We start from the raw sequence: 17,761 nt of genomic DNA, 5'->3' as shown, positions 1-17,761 counted from the left end.
GATCTTGTTGTAAAGATACGTTTTATTGTAAATAAATTTATGCATAAAACTCTTACATCTAATTCCGAATAGTTACTTTTGCTCCGATAATTTATTCAGTCAGTATTATAATAAAAAGAATGTCATCAGTTTATACAATTTTGTTGCTTATCGCTTCGAATATTTTTATGACTATTGCCTGGTATGGGCATCTAAAGATGAAAGATTTTTCGTGGTTTGCTGCATTGCCCTTGTTGGGAGTAATTCTTATTAGTTGGGGAATTGCCTTTTTCGAGTATTGCTTTCAAGTACCTGCCAATCGGATTGGTTATCAGGAAAACGGAGGGCCCTTTTCTCTTATTCAACTTAAAATCATTCAGGAAGTTGTCAGTTTAACTGTCTTTATGGTATTTACGACTATAGTATTTAAGAACGAAGCTTTTAAATGGAATCATATTCTTGCTTTTGTATTTCTGATTGCTGCTGTATATCTGGTGTTCAAAAAATGATGGTATTATGTATAAGATAATTTATTTATTTCTGATTGTTTTTGTTGCAACGTCTTGTGAACAAAATAATGATTCGCCATTTTTATATATTACCGATCGTGATGCTCAGATTGTAGAGATGAACGTAGAAATAGCTCTTTCGGAGAATCTGGTTTTCACACCTATCATACATGTCAGCCAGATGATTGTAAATTGGGGTGATGGAAGCAGACTGGTTGAATATGTTAATCCTGATTCTACGGCGGTGGGTTCACCCCATTTGCGCCCATTGAGGTATGCTTTTCCGTCGACAGGTAGTTATACAGTCAATTTCAGAGCGATCAGAGTCACAAGACTGGATATTTCGATAGACAGTGTGGGACAAGCCATTACCGGTTTGAATTTAACTAATTGTCGCCATCTGAAAGCATTTGTGCTTAAAAATCAGTCGCTCAAATCAGTTGGTATAACAACATCGGGTCTGAAAGCTGTAGATTTTGGCAGCTTATCTCTGATGGAGAATTTTACAATATCGAAATGCGACAGCTTGTCCGGTATTGTGCTAAAGAACAATCCTGCTTTAAATACAATCTCTCTATCCGACAATCGACTCCTATCGGCAACAGCCCTTAATGCCCTGTTTCAGCAGCTACCGCAAACAGCGTCTGATACGCGGACTATTACTCTTAGCAATAATGCAGGGGATGCTACTTGTGATAAAACGATTGCCACCCGAAAGGGATGGACGGTGAAAATCGAATAGACAGAGCTGTTTTATTTATTAAGCGTTCTCATTGCTTTCTTCACAATATAAGCTGTTGATTTGGTGGTACTTTCGTTCTCCCATTTTCGGCAGAGATCTATAACAAACTGAGGTTGGGTTTTACTTGCATCGTTAAGCCAGTTACCTACACTATCGCAAACATATTTAGAAGAATCGGATTTTAAGGGCTCGAGAATTGAAAGAGCCAGTTCGGGATTCTGTTTCAATATCTCGATATGCTCACACCATACTCCCCGAGGTCGGGTAGCTTCTGAGGCAAAACGTCTGATGTTTTCGTGCTCCGAAGATGTCCACTTTGCTAATATTTGAAGGCTTTCCGTCAGATTTTCAATGATCGACGGGCGAACGGTCATCCACGAAATCTCCCGCACTCCGAAATGACTATCTGCTGCAAAAGCTTGTATCCGTTGTAGTTTCTCAGACAGTGATAATTCGGGATTCCGACCAATGGTGTAGGTAATCCAGCAACGTACCGAATCGGAGGTATGCGAGGATATATCCATCAAAAATTGAGAATCCTTCTTTTTAGAGGTTTCATTTAATAATCCTATCCCTATTGTCTCATTTTGCGTATTGGTTGTTTGCTTCTTCAGTTTAGCTATTTCGAGAAGTATCGGTTCCAAGTAATGTATTCTGTTGTTATTTTGAAGGAGATGTTGCAGTAATAGGGTTTGATCCACAGCCAGCCATTCGGTAAGGTTTGCACTTTCGATCGTTCCGTTGTTGAGTTGATCCAGTATCTCTTGTGATAAATCATTGAGTGATCTGGCTCCTTTTCGTTTTTGTTCCATGTAATTAATTTTAGAAATCAGTTATCGGTTTACAAGGCTTGTTCATTGGTAGCTTGTAACTATTTTCCTGTAACTTGCAGCTATATTTACAAAAGTAATAAAAAGGTCTCAGACCTTAACAAAAACAGCTTTAGTTTGTTATAGTCTTTATACTAAGAATAATTGTTGGGAAATGGAAGATTACAGAATTTTTTTAGGAACCAAAAACGAAACATGGCAACAGGCTCTCGATCGGTTTTTGCGGTTTCGTGAAGCAGAAATGAAAAATTATTTCTCGAAGAAAGATTATTCGTATCATTTTTCTGAGAATAAAGCATATTCGTATCATCCTACAGGAAAGGTCTCGAAGCATTATCCGTCAGGATTTGAAGAGAGGCATGCCGTAGGAGTACCCGATGCTCTTGTTGATTTTCTGTGCAGTCATGGAGGGTTTAAAATTGGCGACTCTTTATTCGAGATATATGGTGAAAAAGAAGCTGAACCAATAAAAACACTGCCCGAAATACTGACTAAGTACGGGTATGAAAGTTTTCTGGATAAGATAGGTGCCGGAATGTTAAGGTCGTTAAGTGGATTTTATTTCTTTTTCGGGGTTAGTTTTCCCGAAAGTGACGAGATGACGTTTCTTTATTTCAGTAAAGCGGGTAGTTTCGGAAAAATGCTTTTTTCTCCCGATAATCCGGCTCTGGTACTTCAAAAAGTATTGCCCTCTATGTTTAATGGCAGTATAGATAAGTATACTCTTGATAGCCTGATCAGTAATCAAGTAGATAGAGTAGTGGTGAACGCATTAACGGTAAAAGGTTATATAGATTGATAGCTTTGTGGTTCTGTTTTACAGAATGCTCTTTTGAAAAAAAGTAGCCACAGACCTGCTTTCAGTTGTAAGGTCACAGACCTTTTTATTCAATTGGATTAGTCGTTTATCGCGATTCGGCATAGTTCAAGTAAACTTGACTCTGCTCTCACTGCTTTAAACGTTGCTTTGGCAGGCATAACAACCGGAGATAGTTATACTGATAAAACATCGCATTAAATATTAAACGTTACTTAGTAGCAAACCGATACACAAAGTTAAAAAGAGATGAAACGTTAAAGTGTTTTTATTCTTTGAAAATCTTTATGTTAAAGTCTAACAAATAAAGTGAACTTCACTATCTTTGTGGCGATTTTTAAAAAGCATGTTTTTATTGTGAGATTGGTAGTATATTTAGGTTATATAATAATGCATAAACTTGCAAGATAAAGTTATGAGGACTAAGGTTTTAGTTGTTGCGGTAACGCTCGTAATGGTGGGGTGTAAAAATCCTTCGAATAATGCTGAGCAGGCACAAAGCCTACCTGTGGATACCGTTGCGGTTATTGATACTGCTATACAGACGGTGGAGGAAGAACAAACCATCCAATTTATCAAAAAACATATTCTGACTGAAAAAGACTTGTATACCGACTATGACGGAGGTAATCAGTTGGCTGATTTTTTTGTGATAGAACTGATCGACAGAGATACTTTCATGAAAAACAAAGGTTCGGCTGTTCAATACTTCACACTCGATACTGCTGCTATTCAGAAGAATAAAGGCATGTTGCGCCTGCCTTGTACCAATGGTGCATATGTCACCCTCACCGATAATCTTTCGGATGGCGAGAATCACAAGGAATATAGTTATGTGGGACAGGTGAAAGCCCTCAATGCATATCTTATATCGGGTATTTATTGGGAAGACTGGAATTATTTCTTTGTAGATAAGAACGGAGGACGCACCGTGCAGACTTTTGCGAACTTTCCTTATCTGTCGGCTGACGAAAAATACATTGTAAGTGTAGACGTCGATTCCTTTGAAGGAGCTGCATACATAGACTTGTATGAGGTTAGCAATAAGCGCTATATCGACCCCATGATAGGTATGTACATCAAGAACTGGATACCATTGGGCAGCGACAAAATGTATTGGAGTAGCGATAGTTATCTCTATATGGCTGTTCTGAGTAACAGGGATTACTGGGCTGCCGAGGGTAATTATGCAGGGCTCGATCAGTATATCCGTCTCCGCCCCGTAGCATAAAATCAGTTAACAGTCAACAGTTAACAGTCAACAAGTACTTTTAATTGTTCATTGCTAACTGCTAACTGCTAACTGCTTTACACTCCTGCAATATCTTTTACATGCGTTATATTGCTTTGTGCGTTGGCAATATCAACGACTGAAACTACGGGTTGAAAATTGATCCGTGAAATAGCTTCCAGAATCTTACTGTTGTCGGGAGCCGTTGACGAATCCACCACTGCGAGATTGGTCAACTGTCCGCCCTGTTCGTACATATGCTTGATGGTGTGCTGCTGTACGGTGTTATTCCGACCGCTACGTGCAAAAAAGGTCGTAAGGTCGGCAGGCGACAATTCCCTGCGTTGTGTGTTGATATAATCGATCAAGCCCAGATTCTTTCGGGTCGATATGCGGTTAACCACAAATTCATCGCCCTCCACTTCTATATTGCTCCCCTCGATACGCATTCCGCCCTGTGAGTGACGTTTGCCTTTAAGCAAGCCTCCGTCTTCGAGTTTGTCCCATTCCTGTTTCATCTTGACAATTTGTATTCCTGTGGCTAATGCAGTAATACCAGCCATAATAGGTCCCAAGATAGGCCCCATGCCCCATGCCTTGATGATTGCCGCTGCCTGATTGGCGGTTGCTTTAGCGATCTCTTGTACCTTGTCTATTTTAGCTTGCTGCTTTTTCTTTCGGGCAATCTGTTTGTCGATTTCTTCTTTTTCTTTTTCGGCTTCTTTTTTCTGTTTAAGCAGTTCTGCCTGAGCTTCCATTTCGCGAGCCAATTGTTCCTGCACTACAATTGCCCGTCCGCCGGAGGCTGTTTTGGCTTCTTCTTCAAGGCTTTTTACTTTTCCCGTGTGTTCTTCATATGCTTTAGTTTTTTCGGCAATCACTTTGGCCGTTTCTTCCTGGTCTTCTTTTAAACCCGTTATTTGTAAATCGAGAAATCCTTTTACCATACCACCCATAGCACCATATACCTCTGTCCATTTGGTGTGAAAATCGGTTATCTTTTTAGCCAGCTCATCGTAGTATATTTGTGTGGCTGCCGTAATAGTTTTGGTAGAATCGTTTACAGCCTGCTGATCTTTGATTATCTGCTTGTTGATGCCAGATAGTTTGTTTTTTTTTTCTTCCAGAATAACGGCTTCTCCTGTTGACCCTTTCTCAAATGCTTTTGCCATTTCGTCGTAAGCGTCAGCAACGCGTTTGGCTTCCTCTTTTGCTGCTTTAATATTCTCCAGTCGAAGCTTTTCTATTTCCTTATAGTTTTCTTTTGTCTCATTTAGCTTTATAAAGTTGAATGTCTGCCCGGCTTCGGCATTGCGTTCTAATGCCGATGTTTCTAAATCCGCAATGCGTTTATTTCGGTCGGTTTGTAGGGTTTCTTCTTCTTTGATAAATTGTTTTTGAATAACAATATTAGATAAGTTGGCATCTTTTTTTAGGTCACTTAGATTCTTGAGTTCGGTGATGAGTTTGATTGCAACAGTATCAGGCGTATCACTTTGTCCATATTTAAGAGACTTCTCTACTTCTCTCTGTATTTCTTTCTTTCGTTGAATATATGCTTCCTCATACTCTTTCTTTTCTTTGGATATCTGTTTTAGTTTTTCTAGATCATTACTATATAGCTTTTGTTGGCTATTATAGTAGTTCTCGTATAATTTTTTCGCCTCTTCTGTATACTTTATATCGCTGCTGTATTTTATTTTCGAGAGCTTTTCTATCTCATCTATTTGCCTTTTGCCCGAAATGCCGAGATAGGTTGTGGCTATGTCGTTTATTTTCTGTGACGCAACATTCATAGTAGGTACTACTTTGGTTATTGCTTCAACCATATAATCGGTGTCTTTAGAGAAAATTACCGATAAATCAGAAAAACTCCGAAACGATTCGGCTAGTTTAGTTGGAAATTTTGCAGTTATTATCGCTTTATCTAAAGCGGTAAGGTCGTTGACTGTTTCCTTTAATTGTTTATCACCATTTATTTTTAAATCTATACTTAAGGTCTTCTTATTATTTGCCATCTTTTTCTTTTATAGATAAAAATGACAAATGGTATATATTAGTTTTTATTTGTTGTTGTTATTATCAAATCTCACAGGGAATCCATCGTAGATATTGATTGCTTTTCTATAAAATAATTTATAATCTGTTACTTCATATTCATCTTTCTGGTCTTTCTTCGTAGTTATAAGGATCCCTCCTATATGCGTAATATTCACATCTATAGGTGCAGTTTGCGTTGCAGCAGGTATCGGAGCAGGAGCAGTTGCTGCCGTATTTGCTTGTACGGCTGGTATAATCTCAAACTCTTTTAATAAGTTTACAGTAAGACATACAGCAATTACAGTAAGAATGGTTTTTGTATACAAGTCAGTTTTCATAATCTATGTTTGTTAATTGTTTAATATTGTTTGTATACAAATATAGACTATTCAGATTATACAAGGTTTAATTGTAGGGCAATAAAAAAGCACTATTGGTAGTAGTGCTTGTGAAAATTACAGAAACCTTTAATAGAATCGGATGCACTCCCAAACATTTTTGCCAGCTTAGACGAGAACTTCGATGCCATTATATTTTCATCAAGGGTTTCAATATCTTTAATGGTCTCTTTTAGTTCTTTTCGCCCTCCTATATTTATATCAATTTCATATTTTTTCTTTGCCATTTTTCTATTATAGATAAAATGGCAATTAAGAAGATTTTTATTTATCGCTATTGTATCTTATATGAACAGGTATACCACTAAGGCTATTAAAATTGTAATCTGTAGTAAGTTTTAAATCTACTCCAGCGACTTGCACAATATTCACGTCTACAGGAGCAGCTTGTGCAGCAGCAGGTAATGGAGCAGGTGAGGTTGCAGCAGTACCTGCCTGTACGGTTGATATTACACTTGTGTTTTGAAATATCAATACACCTAAAAATATAGCAATCACAGTAAGAACGGTTTTTGTATACAAGTCAGTTTTCATAATCTAAGTTTGTTAATGGTTTCTATTGTTTGTATACAAATATAGACTATTCAGATTATGTAAGGTTTAATGGGGGAAATAAAAAAGCACCGTTTGTAGCAGTGCTTGTGAAAATTACTTATAATCGTTTCTCGGGATTTATAATCCCGAGTGTTTAGTTGTGGATTTGAAATCCATATTGTATTCATTAAATAATAATAATTTCCACCAAACCTTTATTTCCCATATAATCATTAGCAGAACTATAACGATAATCCTCAGGACAATTAACAATTTCGGCTTTTACAGGATTTTGATGAATATAATCGATTTTTTGTTTACAATACGACTCACTATAAACTAATTGGATGTTATTGCCTTCTTGCCAGAATTTATAATTTTTCACTTTTTTGTCTATACTCGCAGCATATCCAAATAAGTTTAGTAGCCATTCTTTTCTGGATTCAGAGATGTTTTCACTAATATTCTGTGTGAGCTGTTTGGAGGTATACTTTTTAAAATCTCTTAAGATATCCGATATATTTTGTTCACTGCTAATAAGCAAATGAAGATGATTAGTCATTAACACCCATGCGTGGATATTTAATCCTTTTTTAGCACTACAATAATTTAATGAATCTATTATAATATGTTTATAATCCGGACGAGTAAAAACATCAATCCAATTTGTTACAGTCATTGTCACAAAATAGATATCTGATGTTAATTTGTTTTTTATATCCATGTTTTAAATTAAATAAGGATTGCAAATCCTTTGATTAGTATCCTTGGGATTGCAAATCCCAAGGGACGGGAGTCTTTTTTATACTATCATTAAATGCTTTTATTTGCTTTTCTGTTTCCGAATTTGTTGTAGAGGAATCATTTTTCTTCTCAGTTACACTTGTGGTAGGCTTTGATTCAGACGTAGTGCTTGCTGTGTCTGTTATACTTTTAACTTTTGTAACCTGTGTGTTTATAGTATCAAGCTGTTTTATAAGAGCTTCAAGCTTGGGAGTATCTGCAATTATTTTCTCAATATCAGCATTGGTAGTTTTAAATGCAGAGCTAATATTATTAATACTGCTAAATATATTAGATAACAATTTTGTTATTTTAGATTTAGTTAATGATACTTCCAGACCATTTATTGCATCTGTTAGCAGGCATACCTCATTATATGCCTGCTTAACTCCATTAATTTCTATTATAAATATTTTTTTATTATCACTCATATCTATTCTTTTATTGGATAGATAAATTGGTGAAAATTCAATATTGATTTTGCGAAACCCTTAGTGCATTTTTTCCATTAAAACCCTCAACTAATACAGGTTTACCATCCACTTGTACAATATTCACATCGACAGGAGTATTTTGTATCGCAGTAGGTATAGGAGTAGGTGAGGTTGCAGCAGTGTTTGCCTGTACAGTTGATATTACACTTGTGTTTTGAAATATCAATACACCTAAAAATACAGCAATCACAGTAAGAACGGTTTTTGTATACAAGTCAGTTTTCATAATCTAAGTTTGTTAATGGTTTCTATTGTTTGTATACAAATATAGACTATTCAGATTATGTAAGGTTTAATGGGGGGTAATAAAAAAAGCACCGTTTTGGTTGGTGCTCTGTATATGTATCTTATTATAAAGATTATTTGTCTTTATTTTCCACAATTACTACTGGAACCTGTGTACGATAACTTCGCGTACCTATTTCACCACCAACGTCTACCAACCTAACATCAATCACATTGTTTTGCGTTGGTGCAGGCAAAGGGTTGGGTGCAGTTGAGGCGGTGCTTGCTGTAGCTGTAGAAACAAAATTTACATTTTGGAAAGCGATAGCACTTAGTGCAATAGCGATAATCGTAAGAACGATTTTGGTATACAAGTCTGTTTTCATAATCAGTGAAAATTAATGGTTATTATTATTTATCTTGATTTTCTGTAATTTCAAAAGCTGTAGTGGAATTGCTGTAAATATCGCCGTCAGCCAAACTGTCGATATGTAAAGTATTCTTTTCCCACAATACACTTTCGGTAGTTGTAACAGTAGGATATGTGGGAGGAACATCCGCATTGAATCTTGCGGAATATATGGCTTCCATATTTTTCAGATAATTGGCTATGAAGGGTATAGATCTTATAGCAGAGGTGAGTATCGAAAATAAACCTGTTTTCATAATCATGTGTATTAAATGGTTACTATCGCTCGTATACAAATATAGACTATTCAACTTATCGAAGGTTTAATCAGCAGGAAATAAAAAGTGTTAGTAGTGTGTTGGTAGAGGAAGCGGCAATCGGTTTATTTGTCACGGTTCTTTATCATTTCGACCGGAATTACATAACCGTTGTAATTGTCCTCCAAAGCACAACCGTTGATGTGTGTAATGTTCACATCCACAGGGGTGGCTTGTGTAGGGGCAGCAACGGTTGCAGCTTTTTTTACCTTGGTACTTAGCATTATTCCCAGTTCTTTTAGCAGGTTTACAGTAGAGCGTATCGCAATTACAGTAAGGATAATTTTGGTATACAAATCTGTTTTCATATTCTGTGTATGTGTTAAAGGTTTCTATTGTTTGTTATCAGTATAGACTGCCCGAACGGAATAAGGTTTAACAGGAGAGAAATAAAAGTGTCTTTAGTACATCATGAGATTAAGATTTTTAGGATAGATAGAATTATTGATATACATCCTCTCGGGGGATTATAGAGGGAAATAAGTATTTCTTTCTTATTTTTTCTTAAAGTTTGAGTTGATTGGTGAGTTGCTTTCTAACTTGTTTATTCTGTAATGTGTTGTTTATTAGATTGGTATGTGGTTTGTCTGATAACTCGTTTTATGAATTTTTAATGTTAAAATTAGAAATTGTTGAGATTAATGATGCAGAAAAAGGAAAAAAGAGATAAACAGTTAAATATTTTGATATATTTGCGATTGTAATCACACTTAAATCGCATAATATGAAAAAAAACAAAGTTGGAGTCATATCCTTTATTTTAGCAGGTTCTTTATTGTTAGCAAGCTGTTCGAGTTCGACTGTGATCAATTCATCACCGGCGGGCGCGAGAGTTTTTCTCAATGGGGAAGCTGTGGGGACAACTCCATATAAGCACACCGACACTAAAATTGTAGGATCGTACACTTCTGTTAAACTGGAAAAAGAAGGTTATGAACCCCTTAATGTAGGATTTTCGAGAAGTGAACAGGCTGACGTAGGTGCTATTATCGGCGGTATATTTGTATTGGTTCCGTTTTTGTGGACTATGAAATATAAACCCGAGCGTACTTACGAAATGGTTCCTCTTTCGGGAACGAAAGTAGAAGAGGTTAAAAAAGACTCAGGTACTTTGAGCCAAAGCAAATCGGAAGAGTTGAGAAATCTGAAAAAACTTCTGGATGACAAGATCATTACCGCCGAGGAGTTCGAAAAAGAAAAGAAGAAAATTTTGGATAAGTAATTCCATTTGATTATCGAATGCTTAAACGCCTTGATCCGAAGAGATTTGAGGCGTTTGTTTTTTGTGTCTCCCTCGAATGCAGAGGGCATAAGTACTCTTTGTGAATGAATGTACATTTTTTAGGATAGATAAAATCATCGGAATATCTCCCTTTGGGGGATTATAGGGGGAAATAGTATTTCTTTCTTCCTCTTTCTTTTCTTTCTTTAAGTTTGGGTCGCCGCTGAGTTGCCACTGAGTTGTTTGCTGAGTCTATTACTGAGTCTGATTTGTATTTAAGTTTTTGATTTTCATTGTAGTAGGTGAGCCGTTTGCTGAGTCGTTTGCTGGGTTTTTATTGTTTGAGTCGATTTTGGTTTCAGATTAATATGGACACAACAATAGCAAGTAAGTTGTATGGCGACTTACTTAAGCTACAAGCCATAAGCTATGGAAGGCTTTAAGACTCAAAAGATAGAATAAATAATAGTGGACCAACGATATACTCAATTTTGCCCGGTTGCCCCAAATCGTGCCGGCTATATTAAGCCGATCCACGCTTCGCACTCCGAAAGTATCCGTGCCTCAAAAGATTTGTCCGCTTGATAGATAAAAAACAACTTAAAGTTCTTTTTCAACAAATTGCTTTAGTTCGGGGAAAAAGATTTTGTATCCCTCCTGAAGTTCATTGTAATTCTGCTCGAAAGCCGAATAAATGTTGGCATCTTCCGGCAGATACTTTGCCCGTTGAGCAAGACGTTCAAAGCTTCGTTGCATCATCCATTTGTAACGGTAGTTGTAGAGCCAGTCTTCTTTTTTCATGTACGAAAACAGACGTTGAAATATATGGGGTGTTTCGTCTATATTTTTATCTATTTGCAGATAGCACCACTTACTGAATTTCTGCCAGCCTTCGGGCGGTTCGTTGAGCGAATCTGTTGCCAGAAAATGATCGAATGTCACATCCAGAAAGACTCCGTTGTATCTTCCTGCCGATAGGGTATACAATTTCTGTATCTCCCGGATAACGGGGTGTGCATCGGTATATTCATCTATTTTTCGGTGCAGGTGTATGCCTTGTTGTACGCCTTGTGAAAAATCGTTTATCTGTTTACCCTTTACACAATCGGCAATGAGGTTTCCGATAAGCAGGTCGGGATTATTAAACGACAGATATGCATGTGCCAGATAGTTCATATTGAGGGTGTCTCGGTAAATAGTTTTACTTAAGAAAGAGGCTGTCTAAAAAGTAGTATCAGAACACGGAGAACACGGAAAATACAGATATGTCACAGATTTATATTTTTTATAAGCATCTCATTATAAGTGAAATTTGAAAATATAAAATCTGTATATTCAGTGTGTTTTGTGTGCCCATTCTACTTTTGGGACACCCTCCCTTCTTTTTAAATGATTCAGATTTTTTTACCTATGTAAAATACATAGCCGTAATAGGCTTTGTATTGATTATATAGTTCCATCTCGTGCCGTTGGTTGGCAATAAAACCTTCCGCCATTTTATTTCCTGCATGCTTCTTCAGGAAGATTTCCTGTGCAATGGCTTGCGGCGAATAGAAATGTTCTGTCCAACAGCTTTCGGGTAGTATAAATGTGGCTACGGGAATATATCCTGCTTTCTGCATCTGAGCTACTTTGTTAGGAATTGTATCTATCTCAGGATAGGCATCGTTCCAAAAATCGTTAATCTCGGCAGGACGTTCGTCTGTAAACCACGATGCTTCCGTAACTGCTAAATAGCCTCCCGTTTTCAAGAATTTATGCCATTCGTTGATGCCTCGTTCAAATCCGACATTGTAGATTGCTCCCTCAGACCAGATCAGGTCTAGCTCTTCATTCTTGAAGTGAAGATTGTCCATCGAGCCGACTATGCCTTTCACCCTGTCGTTCAAGCCCAGTTGAGCGGTATTGATGTTAAACTGTTCTATAAACTGAGGAAAGATGTCGATACCTGTAACATTTCCCGGTGCATGCTGTGCCAGTACCATGGTTTGACCGCCCGTTCCGCAACCTATGTCGGCTATGCGTGATTCCGAAGTCAGATTTTCCACAAAGCTCAACGCTTTTATGGTAATTTCGGGGCTTCCGGGTCCTTGTCGTTCTACATGGGTGAAGTATTCGCAGATTAAGTTGAAGTCGAATTCGTGAATTGATTTATGTTCGTTACTCATCATGTTTCGTTTTTAGTCATATGATGCAAAAAGGATCTGGTAACAGCCTTGCATGATATGAAATATTAATTCTGATAATTAAATACAATGAACTATTCCCAAAAGATTATTCGGGAACAAACGAAAGGACAACCTGTAAAAAGATACAGATTGTTTACGACACGGACTCCTTCTTTAGTATTGAAATAGTAAACATACACTAATTTTAATTTTACAAAGATATACAATTTTCGGATTGAACCGTAAATTGTATGCTGCTATCGAAAAAAACGTCAGAATAAAAGTCTTGGTTTAAGGCTTCATTCTCATCTGTTTTCGTTTAGTCGTGAGCCATGCACGTACAGGTTCGTCAAAAATCCGCATGATGATATAGGCAAACACAAGGTTGAAAATAATTAATGCCGTAACGATCATTACAAGCTTCATGCCCGATGGACTGTATTTGTTATAGTAATTACCAAATGTCCAGACGGTAGTGATGTGTGTCATGTAAAGCGGATAAGACAAACGCCCGATAAATTTACAGAAAGATTGCATCAGCCCGTTAACCGAAGCTCCCGAACCGATACTGATTGTAAGAGGAAAGACCACGATTACCAGTAACGACTCGGTAAGCCAGTCGTTTTCGGAGTGTGGATATAAGAACACGGCAATCAGTAAAACAAAGGGCAGTATGAATCCGAATTTGTTTTTCCAGATGAGGTTGAAACGGAATATCAATAGTCCGGCAATAAAAGAGAAGCTAACCCGTGGAAATCCGTCGAGAAATGTTTTGCCGTCCCATCCGTTGATAAGCCATCCCGAAGAATACGAACTATAGGTTAACCAGATTGCGCTTGCAATGCCAAGAACGAGTAACCATTTGTTTTTGAGGCGTATCAATACAAGTGCATATACTATGTTGGCGAGGTATTCGAGGAACAGTGACCATGCGGGCGAATTGTAGGGAAACAATGCTCCTGCTCTGCCTGTGAGAAAAGGGGTGGGCAGAATGAAGAGTGAAGCGATAAATGCCGGAATTATAAGCCCCCATTCGAGTGTATAAGCTCCGTCCATAAAAGGATTGAAAATATATCCGATCGCTCCGATTATTGTACCTGCAATAACAAGCGGATGCAGGCGGATGAGGCGGTTAGCGAAGAAGTTTTTTATTCCGATTTGCGGCATCCGTTTATCATACGCAAATCCGATAATAAACCCCGAGAGGCAAAAGAAAAAATCTACAGCTAAAAAGCCATGTCCGAGAAGGTTATCGGCATAGTTCCAATAAATCATTTCCAGATAATGGAAAACGAGAATTACTATAGCTGCCGTACCTCTCAGCCCATCTAATACATCAAAATAATAAGGTTTCGCAGAAAGTCGCTGTTCTGTTGTGTGCATATAATTATCATTAAGGTTATATTTATATTGAGGTTGTCGATAAGAAATTACTGACTATGTTTTTCCATTCTTGGGGATACTTCAAGGTATAGTCTTCGTGTTTTGCTTCGGGAAACATATGCAGGGTTTTATCTTTAGAGCTGATATTGTCGAAAATACGAACCGATTCTTCTCCCGGAATGCGAAGGTCTTGTCCGCCGTACATCATCAGGGTAGGGGTATTCACTGTTTTCACATATTCTTCGGGATTCATCTCAAAAGCATTAAATCCGCTGAGTTTACCTCCCCAGAAAGTCATTAATGCGGCTGTGAATTTACTGATAACAGGAATTGTACCCATGCGGATGCTTACCGCATCGAGCATACTGCCATAAGGTGCTTCGAGTATGATACCGTCAACAGCCATATTGTAATCGTGTTGAGCTTTAGTGATAGCCGCTGCACCCATCGAAAAGCCCAGTAATGTGATATGTTTTTGATTCAGTTGGCTCACAGCATAGTCATATGTTTGTTTTACATTCTTGGCTTCGAGATAGCCTAGGGTAGTTCCGTTTCCATACGAATTGCCCGACCCCATGAAATTAGGCATAAGTACATCGTATCCCATATCGAGAAGTATACAGGCATGGCTGAGCATCGACGATTTCTCGTCGCCATAACCGTGAAAAAGTATAACCATTCCTTTTGAGACTGAATCGGTGGGCATGACCCATGCTTCGAGGGTGTTTCCGTCTTCTGCCGGAATTGTTACATTTTCGTAAGGACGATCGGGTATTATATCACTTTTGGGACGCGGCAAATCTATACCGAATACAATGGCTTTAACGGCATTGCCTGCGGAGAATTCGACATCGGCTTTCTTCATGTCCGAGTTTTCCACAAAGTGAGTCATGCTATATGCCTGTATTGCCGCAAATACATTGAGCAGCACAAACAGTGCGATAATCAGGTACAGAAGCTTAAGCAGACTTTTTTTGCCGGTTTTCTTTTGTGACATAATCAGATAAAAAATAAATCAGGTTTTAAAGATAGGAAATCTTGCAGATTTATCTATTCAATAAAACCACTTATATGATTAACAGTATTATCGAAATGTTTCGCCGTCAGGCACGTGAACACAAAACGATCCGCTCTTTTTATTACAATCGCAACTACGAGATAGGGTCGGGTAACGAAGCTCATCCGCTTTTCTGGCTCGAAGATCCGATAACGGGTCGCAATAATGCAAATACTTTTTCGAATACGGCAAACTTTTCCATCCTTTTTGTACCGAAGGACGAAAGCGAGGTTGCCAATTTTCAAAATCTGGCTTTTTCCATTGGACTGAATATTTTGGAACGTATCAAGTACGATGAAGCGGTTCCCGTTTCTATACTTCCCACATGGTCGTACCTTACCCTTCGGAACTATTATGACAATAATGCTTGCGGATGCCGTTTTACCGTTGATTTTGTGCAACGTAATATGCAGGATTTATGCCTGATCGAAGAACAGTTTGATACGCTGAAAGACTTCGAAATAAGTAAGCCGTTAAATAACTTTGAGGTGAAGGCTGCCAATGCCTGCGAAACCTTTGTAAATAAACTGCCCGTATTTGATCTTAAAACTTCTAAACGATGAATGAATCAATGGAAAAGGTGCTGAATAGTATTGCAGAAGATATCCTGTCGCTCGCTCATTTGATATTGGACGAAAACGGCTTGAAGAACAGTGCCTTGAAAGAAGATGTCAGATGCACGGTTGAGGCTTCGGGCAATCCTGTTTTTACCATTCTGTTCAATGATTATATTGATTACATCGAAGGCGGAAGGAAGTCCGATTCGGGAATTGCTCCTCCCATATCCGAGTTGAGAGATTGGGCACAACGCAAGGGAATACCCGCCACCAATGATGTGTTGTATGCCATTGCCGAAACAATAAGGAAACAAGGAATGGCACCCCGTCCGATCTTAGCTATGCTGGAGCAGGAAATAGACAAATCGTTTGAAAATGAGTGGGCAGATCAATTATTTGATGCTATAATTAAGGAAATAGAAGTGTTTTTTAACGATTGAGATTTTCGGGATTTTTATAATCCCGATTTCCTTATTTGTTAGAGGTCGCTATCTTTTTCAACTCTTCAGTGTCAGTAGAAAATGTATTGTCCCTCATATATTTTACCCAACTCTTTAAGATCATAAAGTCGGGAGCATCCTTTAATGCTCTAAATGCAGATTTCAGGTTTGCATTATTTTTGCTGGTTTCGGGTTTGGTTATTTGTTTTAATTCCTCTAAATTATCAGGAAGTCCGAATTGAGACAGTGAAATACTTAGTTCTTTAGCCGAATTTAGTACAAAACGTTCAGTTGCAGGGTTTATAAGTATAATATAATGATGTCTTGTTTTATGTTTATGCAAGTATAATGAATTGGTGTTGACTATTAAATCAAATTCTTCCAGATATTTAACCGTTTTCTTGTCTTTATCCATTATGCCTAGAGCAAACCGATCAGCAAACTTTTCTATCATCACTTTTGCTACTGCCGGACATCCTTTCTTGTGGTTGTAGCCTTTCCCGTCTTTGGGAGGAACAAGCGTTTCTATCAAGTTTGTGTCAACATAGCATTCTGGAATAATTGTAGTACTGCTCATGAGAAAAATTCATTATTGAAAAATAAATCGATGCCATCGTTGTACACCTCATCCAGTTCTTCGTCAGTTAAACGTCTGGCTACTGTTTCACCCTCTTTAAAATCAATAAGGAAAATACACAATTCTTTTTGTGCATTTTCTAAAAATTCATTTACCACATAGGGGCTGTGAGTGGTTATAAAAAACTGATTACTGTCAGCCTCTATAATATCCTGTGCTATTTGGGTAATATACGGCGGATAGGTGTGTGCCTCGGGTTCTTCGAAAGTGATTACCGAATTTTTATTACTTTTTATTGCGGTTTTATAAAAGATCAATCGTTGTAAACTATCTGCAATAGAATTGAAAGGAATAAGGAAAATCTCTCCTTTTTCGATACCTTTCATGACTTTTAGTTCTTGACTACTTTTATCAAAAACAAGGTTTAAGCCGTATGTTTGGAATATTTTGAGAAACTCCTCTTTTAGTTTTTTATTAGATTGAATGATGTCAAATAGGTTTTCTCCATGTGGAGGATGAAGGAAATCTAATCTTGATTTTTCGAATAATACCTTTTTTGGAAAAAGATAACTCTTATATGGGTATTCCCTTAATAATATAGGGTTGTTGCTTTCTGTAGGTGTAACTTCTAGAAAAGTGTTATAGATAAATACTTTTTCATTAGTGTTATTATTAGATATTGTTATAATTTCTAATGAATTGTCTACATAAAGGTTGTTTTGATCAATATTGATTTGTGCTAGATTCTCAGAATGACCATCGAAAAAAAGTTCAGAGACTTGCTCTATTCTTACTAAGTTATTAAAGTCTCCTTTTTTATGAATAGGTAAATACGGCAAACTAAACAGCGACAAAGCTTCCAAAATATTACTTTTACCCACATTGGGGCGACCGATAAAAAGATTAATTCTTTTACAATCATTCAATTCCAAACTGCGTATCGATTTGAAATTTTGTATTTTTATATTGGATGCAAAATTTGTCATATCTTTCTTTTCTGATTTAACTGTTACAAAGTTATTTATTTTTGTTTGTAGGTGGTTAACTAT

24 protein-coding genes are annotated in these 17,761 nt (G+C 37.4%); 7 read left to right on the top strand and 17 right to left on the bottom strand.

The window, feature by feature from the left end; all coding sequences use genetic code 11:
- Positions 1–119 precede the first annotated feature (119 nt).
- Both CLV62_RS02420 and CLV62_RS02415 read left to right on the top strand, forming a co-directional pair.
- Positions 120–488, top strand: coding sequence for a DMT family protein (locus CLV62_RS02420; protein ID WP_110309180.1), 369 nt, complete (start codon positions 120–122; stop codon positions 486–488).
- A gap of 7 nt (positions 489–495) precedes the next feature.
- Positions 496–1,230 (top strand): hypothetical protein, encoded by a 735-nt coding sequence (locus CLV62_RS02415; protein WP_110309179.1) that lies wholly within the window; start codon positions 496–498, stop codon positions 1,228–1,230.
- Positions 1,231–1,241: 11 nt separating this feature from the next.
- On the opposite strand, the gene CLV62_RS02410 is transcribed toward CLV62_RS02415, so the two are convergent.
- The gene (locus tag CLV62_RS02410; protein WP_110309178.1) at positions 1,242–2,042 is read right to left on the bottom strand and encodes a DNA alkylation repair protein; all 801 of its coding nucleotides are present in this window, start codon (positions 2,040–2,042) and stop codon (positions 1,242–1,244) included.
- A gap of 172 nt (positions 2,043–2,214) precedes the next feature.
- Here CLV62_RS02410 and CLV62_RS02405 point away from each other — a divergent pair, with 172 nt between their 5' ends.
- Both CLV62_RS02405 and CLV62_RS02400 read left to right on the top strand, forming a co-directional pair.
- Positions 2,215–2,859, top strand: coding sequence for a hypothetical protein (locus tag CLV62_RS02405; protein ID WP_110309177.1), 645 nt, complete (start codon positions 2,215–2,217; stop codon positions 2,857–2,859).
- 433 nt (positions 2,860–3,292) lie between these two features.
- A complete protein-coding gene (locus CLV62_RS02400) occupies positions 3,293–4,108 on the top strand; it encodes a hypothetical protein (RefSeq protein WP_146212680.1) in 816 nt (271 codons plus the stop codon).
- A gap of 77 nt (positions 4,109–4,185) precedes the next feature.
- Here the strand turns inward: CLV62_RS02400 and CLV62_RS21460 are convergent, their stop codons facing one another.
- From CLV62_RS21460 to CLV62_RS02350, 10 genes are all read right to left on the bottom strand, one after another.
- The gene (locus CLV62_RS21460; RefSeq protein WP_146212679.1) at positions 4,186–6,126 is read right to left on the bottom strand and encodes a hypothetical protein; all 1,941 of its coding nucleotides are present in this window, start codon (positions 6,124–6,126) and stop codon (positions 4,186–4,188) included.
- Between the two features lie 45 nt (positions 6,127–6,171).
- The gene (locus tag CLV62_RS21860; RefSeq protein ID WP_185144240.1) at positions 6,172–6,486 is read right to left on the bottom strand and encodes a hypothetical protein; all 315 of its coding nucleotides are present in this window, start codon (positions 6,484–6,486) and stop codon (positions 6,172–6,174) included.
- A 92-nt stretch (positions 6,487–6,578) separates the two neighbouring features.
- Entirely contained in the window at positions 6,579–6,773 is a 195-nt protein-coding gene (locus CLV62_RS02385; protein WP_110309175.1) for a hypothetical protein, read from the bottom strand.
- Positions 6,774–6,810: 37 nt separating this feature from the next.
- Positions 6,811–7,080 carry a hypothetical protein gene (locus CLV62_RS02380; RefSeq protein WP_110309174.1) on the bottom strand — a complete coding sequence of 90 codons (270 nt, stop codon included), beginning with the start codon at positions 7,078–7,080 and terminating at the stop codon, positions 6,811–6,813.
- A 187-nt stretch (positions 7,081–7,267) separates the two neighbouring features.
- Positions 7,268–7,804 (bottom strand): REP-associated tyrosine transposase, encoded by a 537-nt coding sequence (locus CLV62_RS02375; RefSeq protein WP_110309173.1) that lies wholly within the window; start codon positions 7,802–7,804, stop codon positions 7,268–7,270.
- 34 nt (positions 7,805–7,838) lie between these two features.
- Positions 7,839–8,294 carry a hypothetical protein gene (locus CLV62_RS02370; RefSeq protein WP_110309172.1) on the bottom strand — a complete coding sequence of 152 codons (456 nt, stop codon included), beginning with the start codon at positions 8,292–8,294 and terminating at the stop codon, positions 7,839–7,841.
- Positions 8,295–8,331: 37 nt separating this feature from the next.
- On the bottom strand, positions 8,332–8,583 hold the full coding sequence (locus tag CLV62_RS02365) for a hypothetical protein (RefSeq protein ID WP_110309171.1): 252 nt from the start codon (positions 8,581–8,583) through the stop codon (positions 8,332–8,334).
- A gap of 133 nt (positions 8,584–8,716) precedes the next feature.
- Positions 8,717–8,968, bottom strand: a complete 252-nt coding sequence (locus tag CLV62_RS02360; RefSeq protein WP_110309170.1) for a hypothetical protein — start codon at positions 8,966–8,968, stop codon at positions 8,717–8,719.
- 25 nt (positions 8,969–8,993) lie between these two features.
- Complete coding sequence (locus CLV62_RS02355; RefSeq protein ID WP_110309169.1) at positions 8,994–9,248, bottom strand: hypothetical protein; 255 nt, start codon at positions 9,246–9,248, stop codon at positions 8,994–8,996.
- Between the two features lie 125 nt (positions 9,249–9,373).
- Positions 9,374–9,616 (bottom strand): hypothetical protein, encoded by a 243-nt coding sequence (locus CLV62_RS02350; RefSeq protein WP_110309168.1) that lies wholly within the window; start codon positions 9,614–9,616, stop codon positions 9,374–9,376.
- 416 nt (positions 9,617–10,032) lie between these two features.
- Between CLV62_RS02350 and CLV62_RS02345 the strand changes: the two genes are divergently transcribed.
- Positions 10,033–10,530: a PEGA domain-containing protein gene (locus tag CLV62_RS02345; protein WP_110309167.1), complete on the top strand. Its 498-nt coding sequence runs from the start codon at positions 10,033–10,035 to the stop codon at positions 10,528–10,530.
- Between the two features lie 600 nt (positions 10,531–11,130).
- Here CLV62_RS02345 and CLV62_RS02340 read toward each other — a convergent pair.
- From CLV62_RS02340 to CLV62_RS02325, 4 genes are all read right to left on the bottom strand, one after another.
- Positions 11,131–11,706, bottom strand: coding sequence for an acyl carrier protein phosphodiesterase (locus tag CLV62_RS02340; protein WP_110309166.1), 576 nt, complete (start codon positions 11,704–11,706; stop codon positions 11,131–11,133).
- A gap of 218 nt (positions 11,707–11,924) precedes the next feature.
- A complete protein-coding gene (locus CLV62_RS02335) occupies positions 11,925–12,698 on the bottom strand; it encodes a class I SAM-dependent methyltransferase (protein ID WP_110309165.1) in 774 nt (257 codons plus the stop codon).
- A gap of 291 nt (positions 12,699–12,989) precedes the next feature.
- On the bottom strand, positions 12,990–14,081 hold the full coding sequence (locus tag CLV62_RS02330; RefSeq protein WP_110309164.1) for an acyltransferase family protein: 1,092 nt from the start codon (positions 14,079–14,081) through the stop codon (positions 12,990–12,992).
- A gap of 22 nt (positions 14,082–14,103) precedes the next feature.
- Positions 14,104–15,078 (bottom strand): alpha/beta hydrolase, encoded by a 975-nt coding sequence (locus tag CLV62_RS02325; RefSeq protein ID WP_110309163.1) that lies wholly within the window; start codon positions 15,076–15,078, stop codon positions 14,104–14,106.
- Positions 15,079–15,152: 74 nt separating this feature from the next.
- Between CLV62_RS02325 and CLV62_RS02320 the strand changes: the two genes are divergently transcribed.
- On the top strand, positions 15,153–15,701 hold the full coding sequence (locus CLV62_RS02320) for a hypothetical protein (protein WP_110309162.1): 549 nt from the start codon (positions 15,153–15,155) through the stop codon (positions 15,699–15,701).
- Positions 15,698–16,135 carry a hypothetical protein gene (locus CLV62_RS02315; protein WP_110309161.1) on the top strand — a complete coding sequence of 146 codons (438 nt, stop codon included), beginning with the start codon at positions 15,698–15,700 and terminating at the stop codon, positions 16,133–16,135. The genes CLV62_RS02320 and CLV62_RS02315 overlap by 4 nt, the downstream gene beginning before the upstream one ends.
- Positions 16,136–16,166: 31 nt before the next feature.
- On the opposite strand, the gene CLV62_RS02310 is transcribed toward CLV62_RS02315, so the two are convergent.
- Complete coding sequence (locus CLV62_RS02310; RefSeq protein ID WP_110309160.1) at positions 16,167–16,712, bottom strand: hypothetical protein; 546 nt, start codon at positions 16,710–16,712, stop codon at positions 16,167–16,169.
- Positions 16,709–17,698, bottom strand: coding sequence for an AAA family ATPase (locus CLV62_RS02305; RefSeq protein WP_110309159.1), 990 nt, complete (start codon positions 17,696–17,698; stop codon positions 16,709–16,711). Before CLV62_RS02305 ends, CLV62_RS02310 begins: the two co-directional genes overlap by 4 nt.
- Between the last annotated feature and the right edge of the window lie 63 nt (positions 17,699–17,761).

The sequence above is a fragment of the Indolivaga alginatilytica genome, from assembly GCF_003201355.1.
Classification (GTDB): Bacteria; Bacteroidota; Bacteroidia; order Bacteroidales; family Dysgonomonadaceae; genus Dysgonomonas_A; species Dysgonomonas_A alginatilytica.
This window is presented reverse-complemented; position numbering and strand designations above follow the sequence as displayed.

Excerpts from the sequence above, each read along its gene's own strand:
- CLV62_RS02420 (WP_110309180.1), top strand. The coding sequence starts at position 120 with ATGTCATCAGTTTATACAATTTTGTTGCTTATCGCTTCGAATATTTTT.
- CLV62_RS02415 (WP_110309179.1), top strand. The coding sequence starts at position 496 with ATGTATAAGATAATTTATTTATTTCTGATTGTTTTTGTTGCAACGTCT.
- CLV62_RS02410 (WP_110309178.1), bottom strand. The coding sequence starts at position 2,042 with ATGGAACAAAAACGAAAAGGAGCCAGATCACTCAATGATTTATCACAA.
- CLV62_RS02405 (WP_110309177.1), top strand. The coding sequence starts at position 2,215 with ATGGAAGATTACAGAATTTTTTTAGGAACCAAAAACGAAACATGGCAA.
- CLV62_RS02400 (WP_146212680.1), top strand. The coding sequence starts at position 3,293 with ATGAGGACTAAGGTTTTAGTTGTTGCGGTAACGCTCGTAATGGTGGGG.
- CLV62_RS21460 (WP_146212679.1), bottom strand. The coding sequence starts at position 6,126 with ATGGCAAATAATAAGAAGACCTTAAGTATAGATTTAAAAATAAATGGT.
- CLV62_RS21860 (WP_185144240.1), bottom strand. The coding sequence starts at position 6,486 with ATGAAAACTGACTTGTATACAAAAACCATTCTTACTGTAATTGCTGTA.
- CLV62_RS02385 (WP_110309175.1), bottom strand. The coding sequence starts at position 6,773 with ATGGCAAAGAAAAAATATGAAATTGATATAAATATAGGAGGGCGAAAA.
- CLV62_RS02380 (WP_110309174.1), bottom strand. The coding sequence starts at position 7,080 with ATGAAAACTGACTTGTATACAAAAACCGTTCTTACTGTGATTGCTATA.
- CLV62_RS02375 (WP_110309173.1), bottom strand. The coding sequence starts at position 7,804 with ATGGATATAAAAAACAAATTAACATCAGATATCTATTTTGTGACAATG.
- CLV62_RS02370 (WP_110309172.1), bottom strand. The coding sequence starts at position 8,294 with ATGAGTGATAATAAAAAAATATTTATAATAGAAATTAATGGAGTTAAG.
- CLV62_RS02365 (WP_110309171.1), bottom strand. The coding sequence starts at position 8,583 with ATGAAAACTGACTTGTATACAAAAACCGTTCTTACTGTGATTGCTGTA.
- CLV62_RS02360 (WP_110309170.1), bottom strand. The coding sequence starts at position 8,968 with ATGAAAACAGACTTGTATACCAAAATCGTTCTTACGATTATCGCTATT.
- CLV62_RS02355 (WP_110309169.1), bottom strand. The coding sequence starts at position 9,248 with ATGAAAACAGGTTTATTTTCGATACTCACCTCTGCTATAAGATCTATA.
- CLV62_RS02350 (WP_110309168.1), bottom strand. The coding sequence starts at position 9,616 with ATGAAAACAGATTTGTATACCAAAATTATCCTTACTGTAATTGCGATA.
- CLV62_RS02345 (WP_110309167.1), top strand. The coding sequence starts at position 10,033 with ATGAAAAAAAACAAAGTTGGAGTCATATCCTTTATTTTAGCAGGTTCT.
- CLV62_RS02340 (WP_110309166.1), bottom strand. The coding sequence starts at position 11,706 with ATGAACTATCTGGCACATGCATATCTGTCGTTTAATAATCCCGACCTG.
- CLV62_RS02335 (WP_110309165.1), bottom strand. The coding sequence starts at position 12,698 with ATGAGTAACGAACATAAATCAATTCACGAATTCGACTTCAACTTAATC.
- CLV62_RS02330 (WP_110309164.1), bottom strand. The coding sequence starts at position 14,081 with ATGCACACAACAGAACAGCGACTTTCTGCGAAACCTTATTATTTTGAT.
- CLV62_RS02325 (WP_110309163.1), bottom strand. The coding sequence starts at position 15,078 with ATGTCACAAAAGAAAACCGGCAAAAAAAGTCTGCTTAAGCTTCTGTAC.
- CLV62_RS02320 (WP_110309162.1), top strand. The coding sequence starts at position 15,153 with ATGATTAACAGTATTATCGAAATGTTTCGCCGTCAGGCACGTGAACAC.
- CLV62_RS02315 (WP_110309161.1), top strand. The coding sequence starts at position 15,698 with ATGAATGAATCAATGGAAAAGGTGCTGAATAGTATTGCAGAAGATATC.
- CLV62_RS02310 (WP_110309160.1), bottom strand. The coding sequence starts at position 16,712 with ATGAGCAGTACTACAATTATTCCAGAATGCTATGTTGACACAAACTTG.
- CLV62_RS02305 (WP_110309159.1), bottom strand. The coding sequence starts at position 17,698 with ATGACAAATTTTGCATCCAATATAAAAATACAAAATTTCAAATCGATA.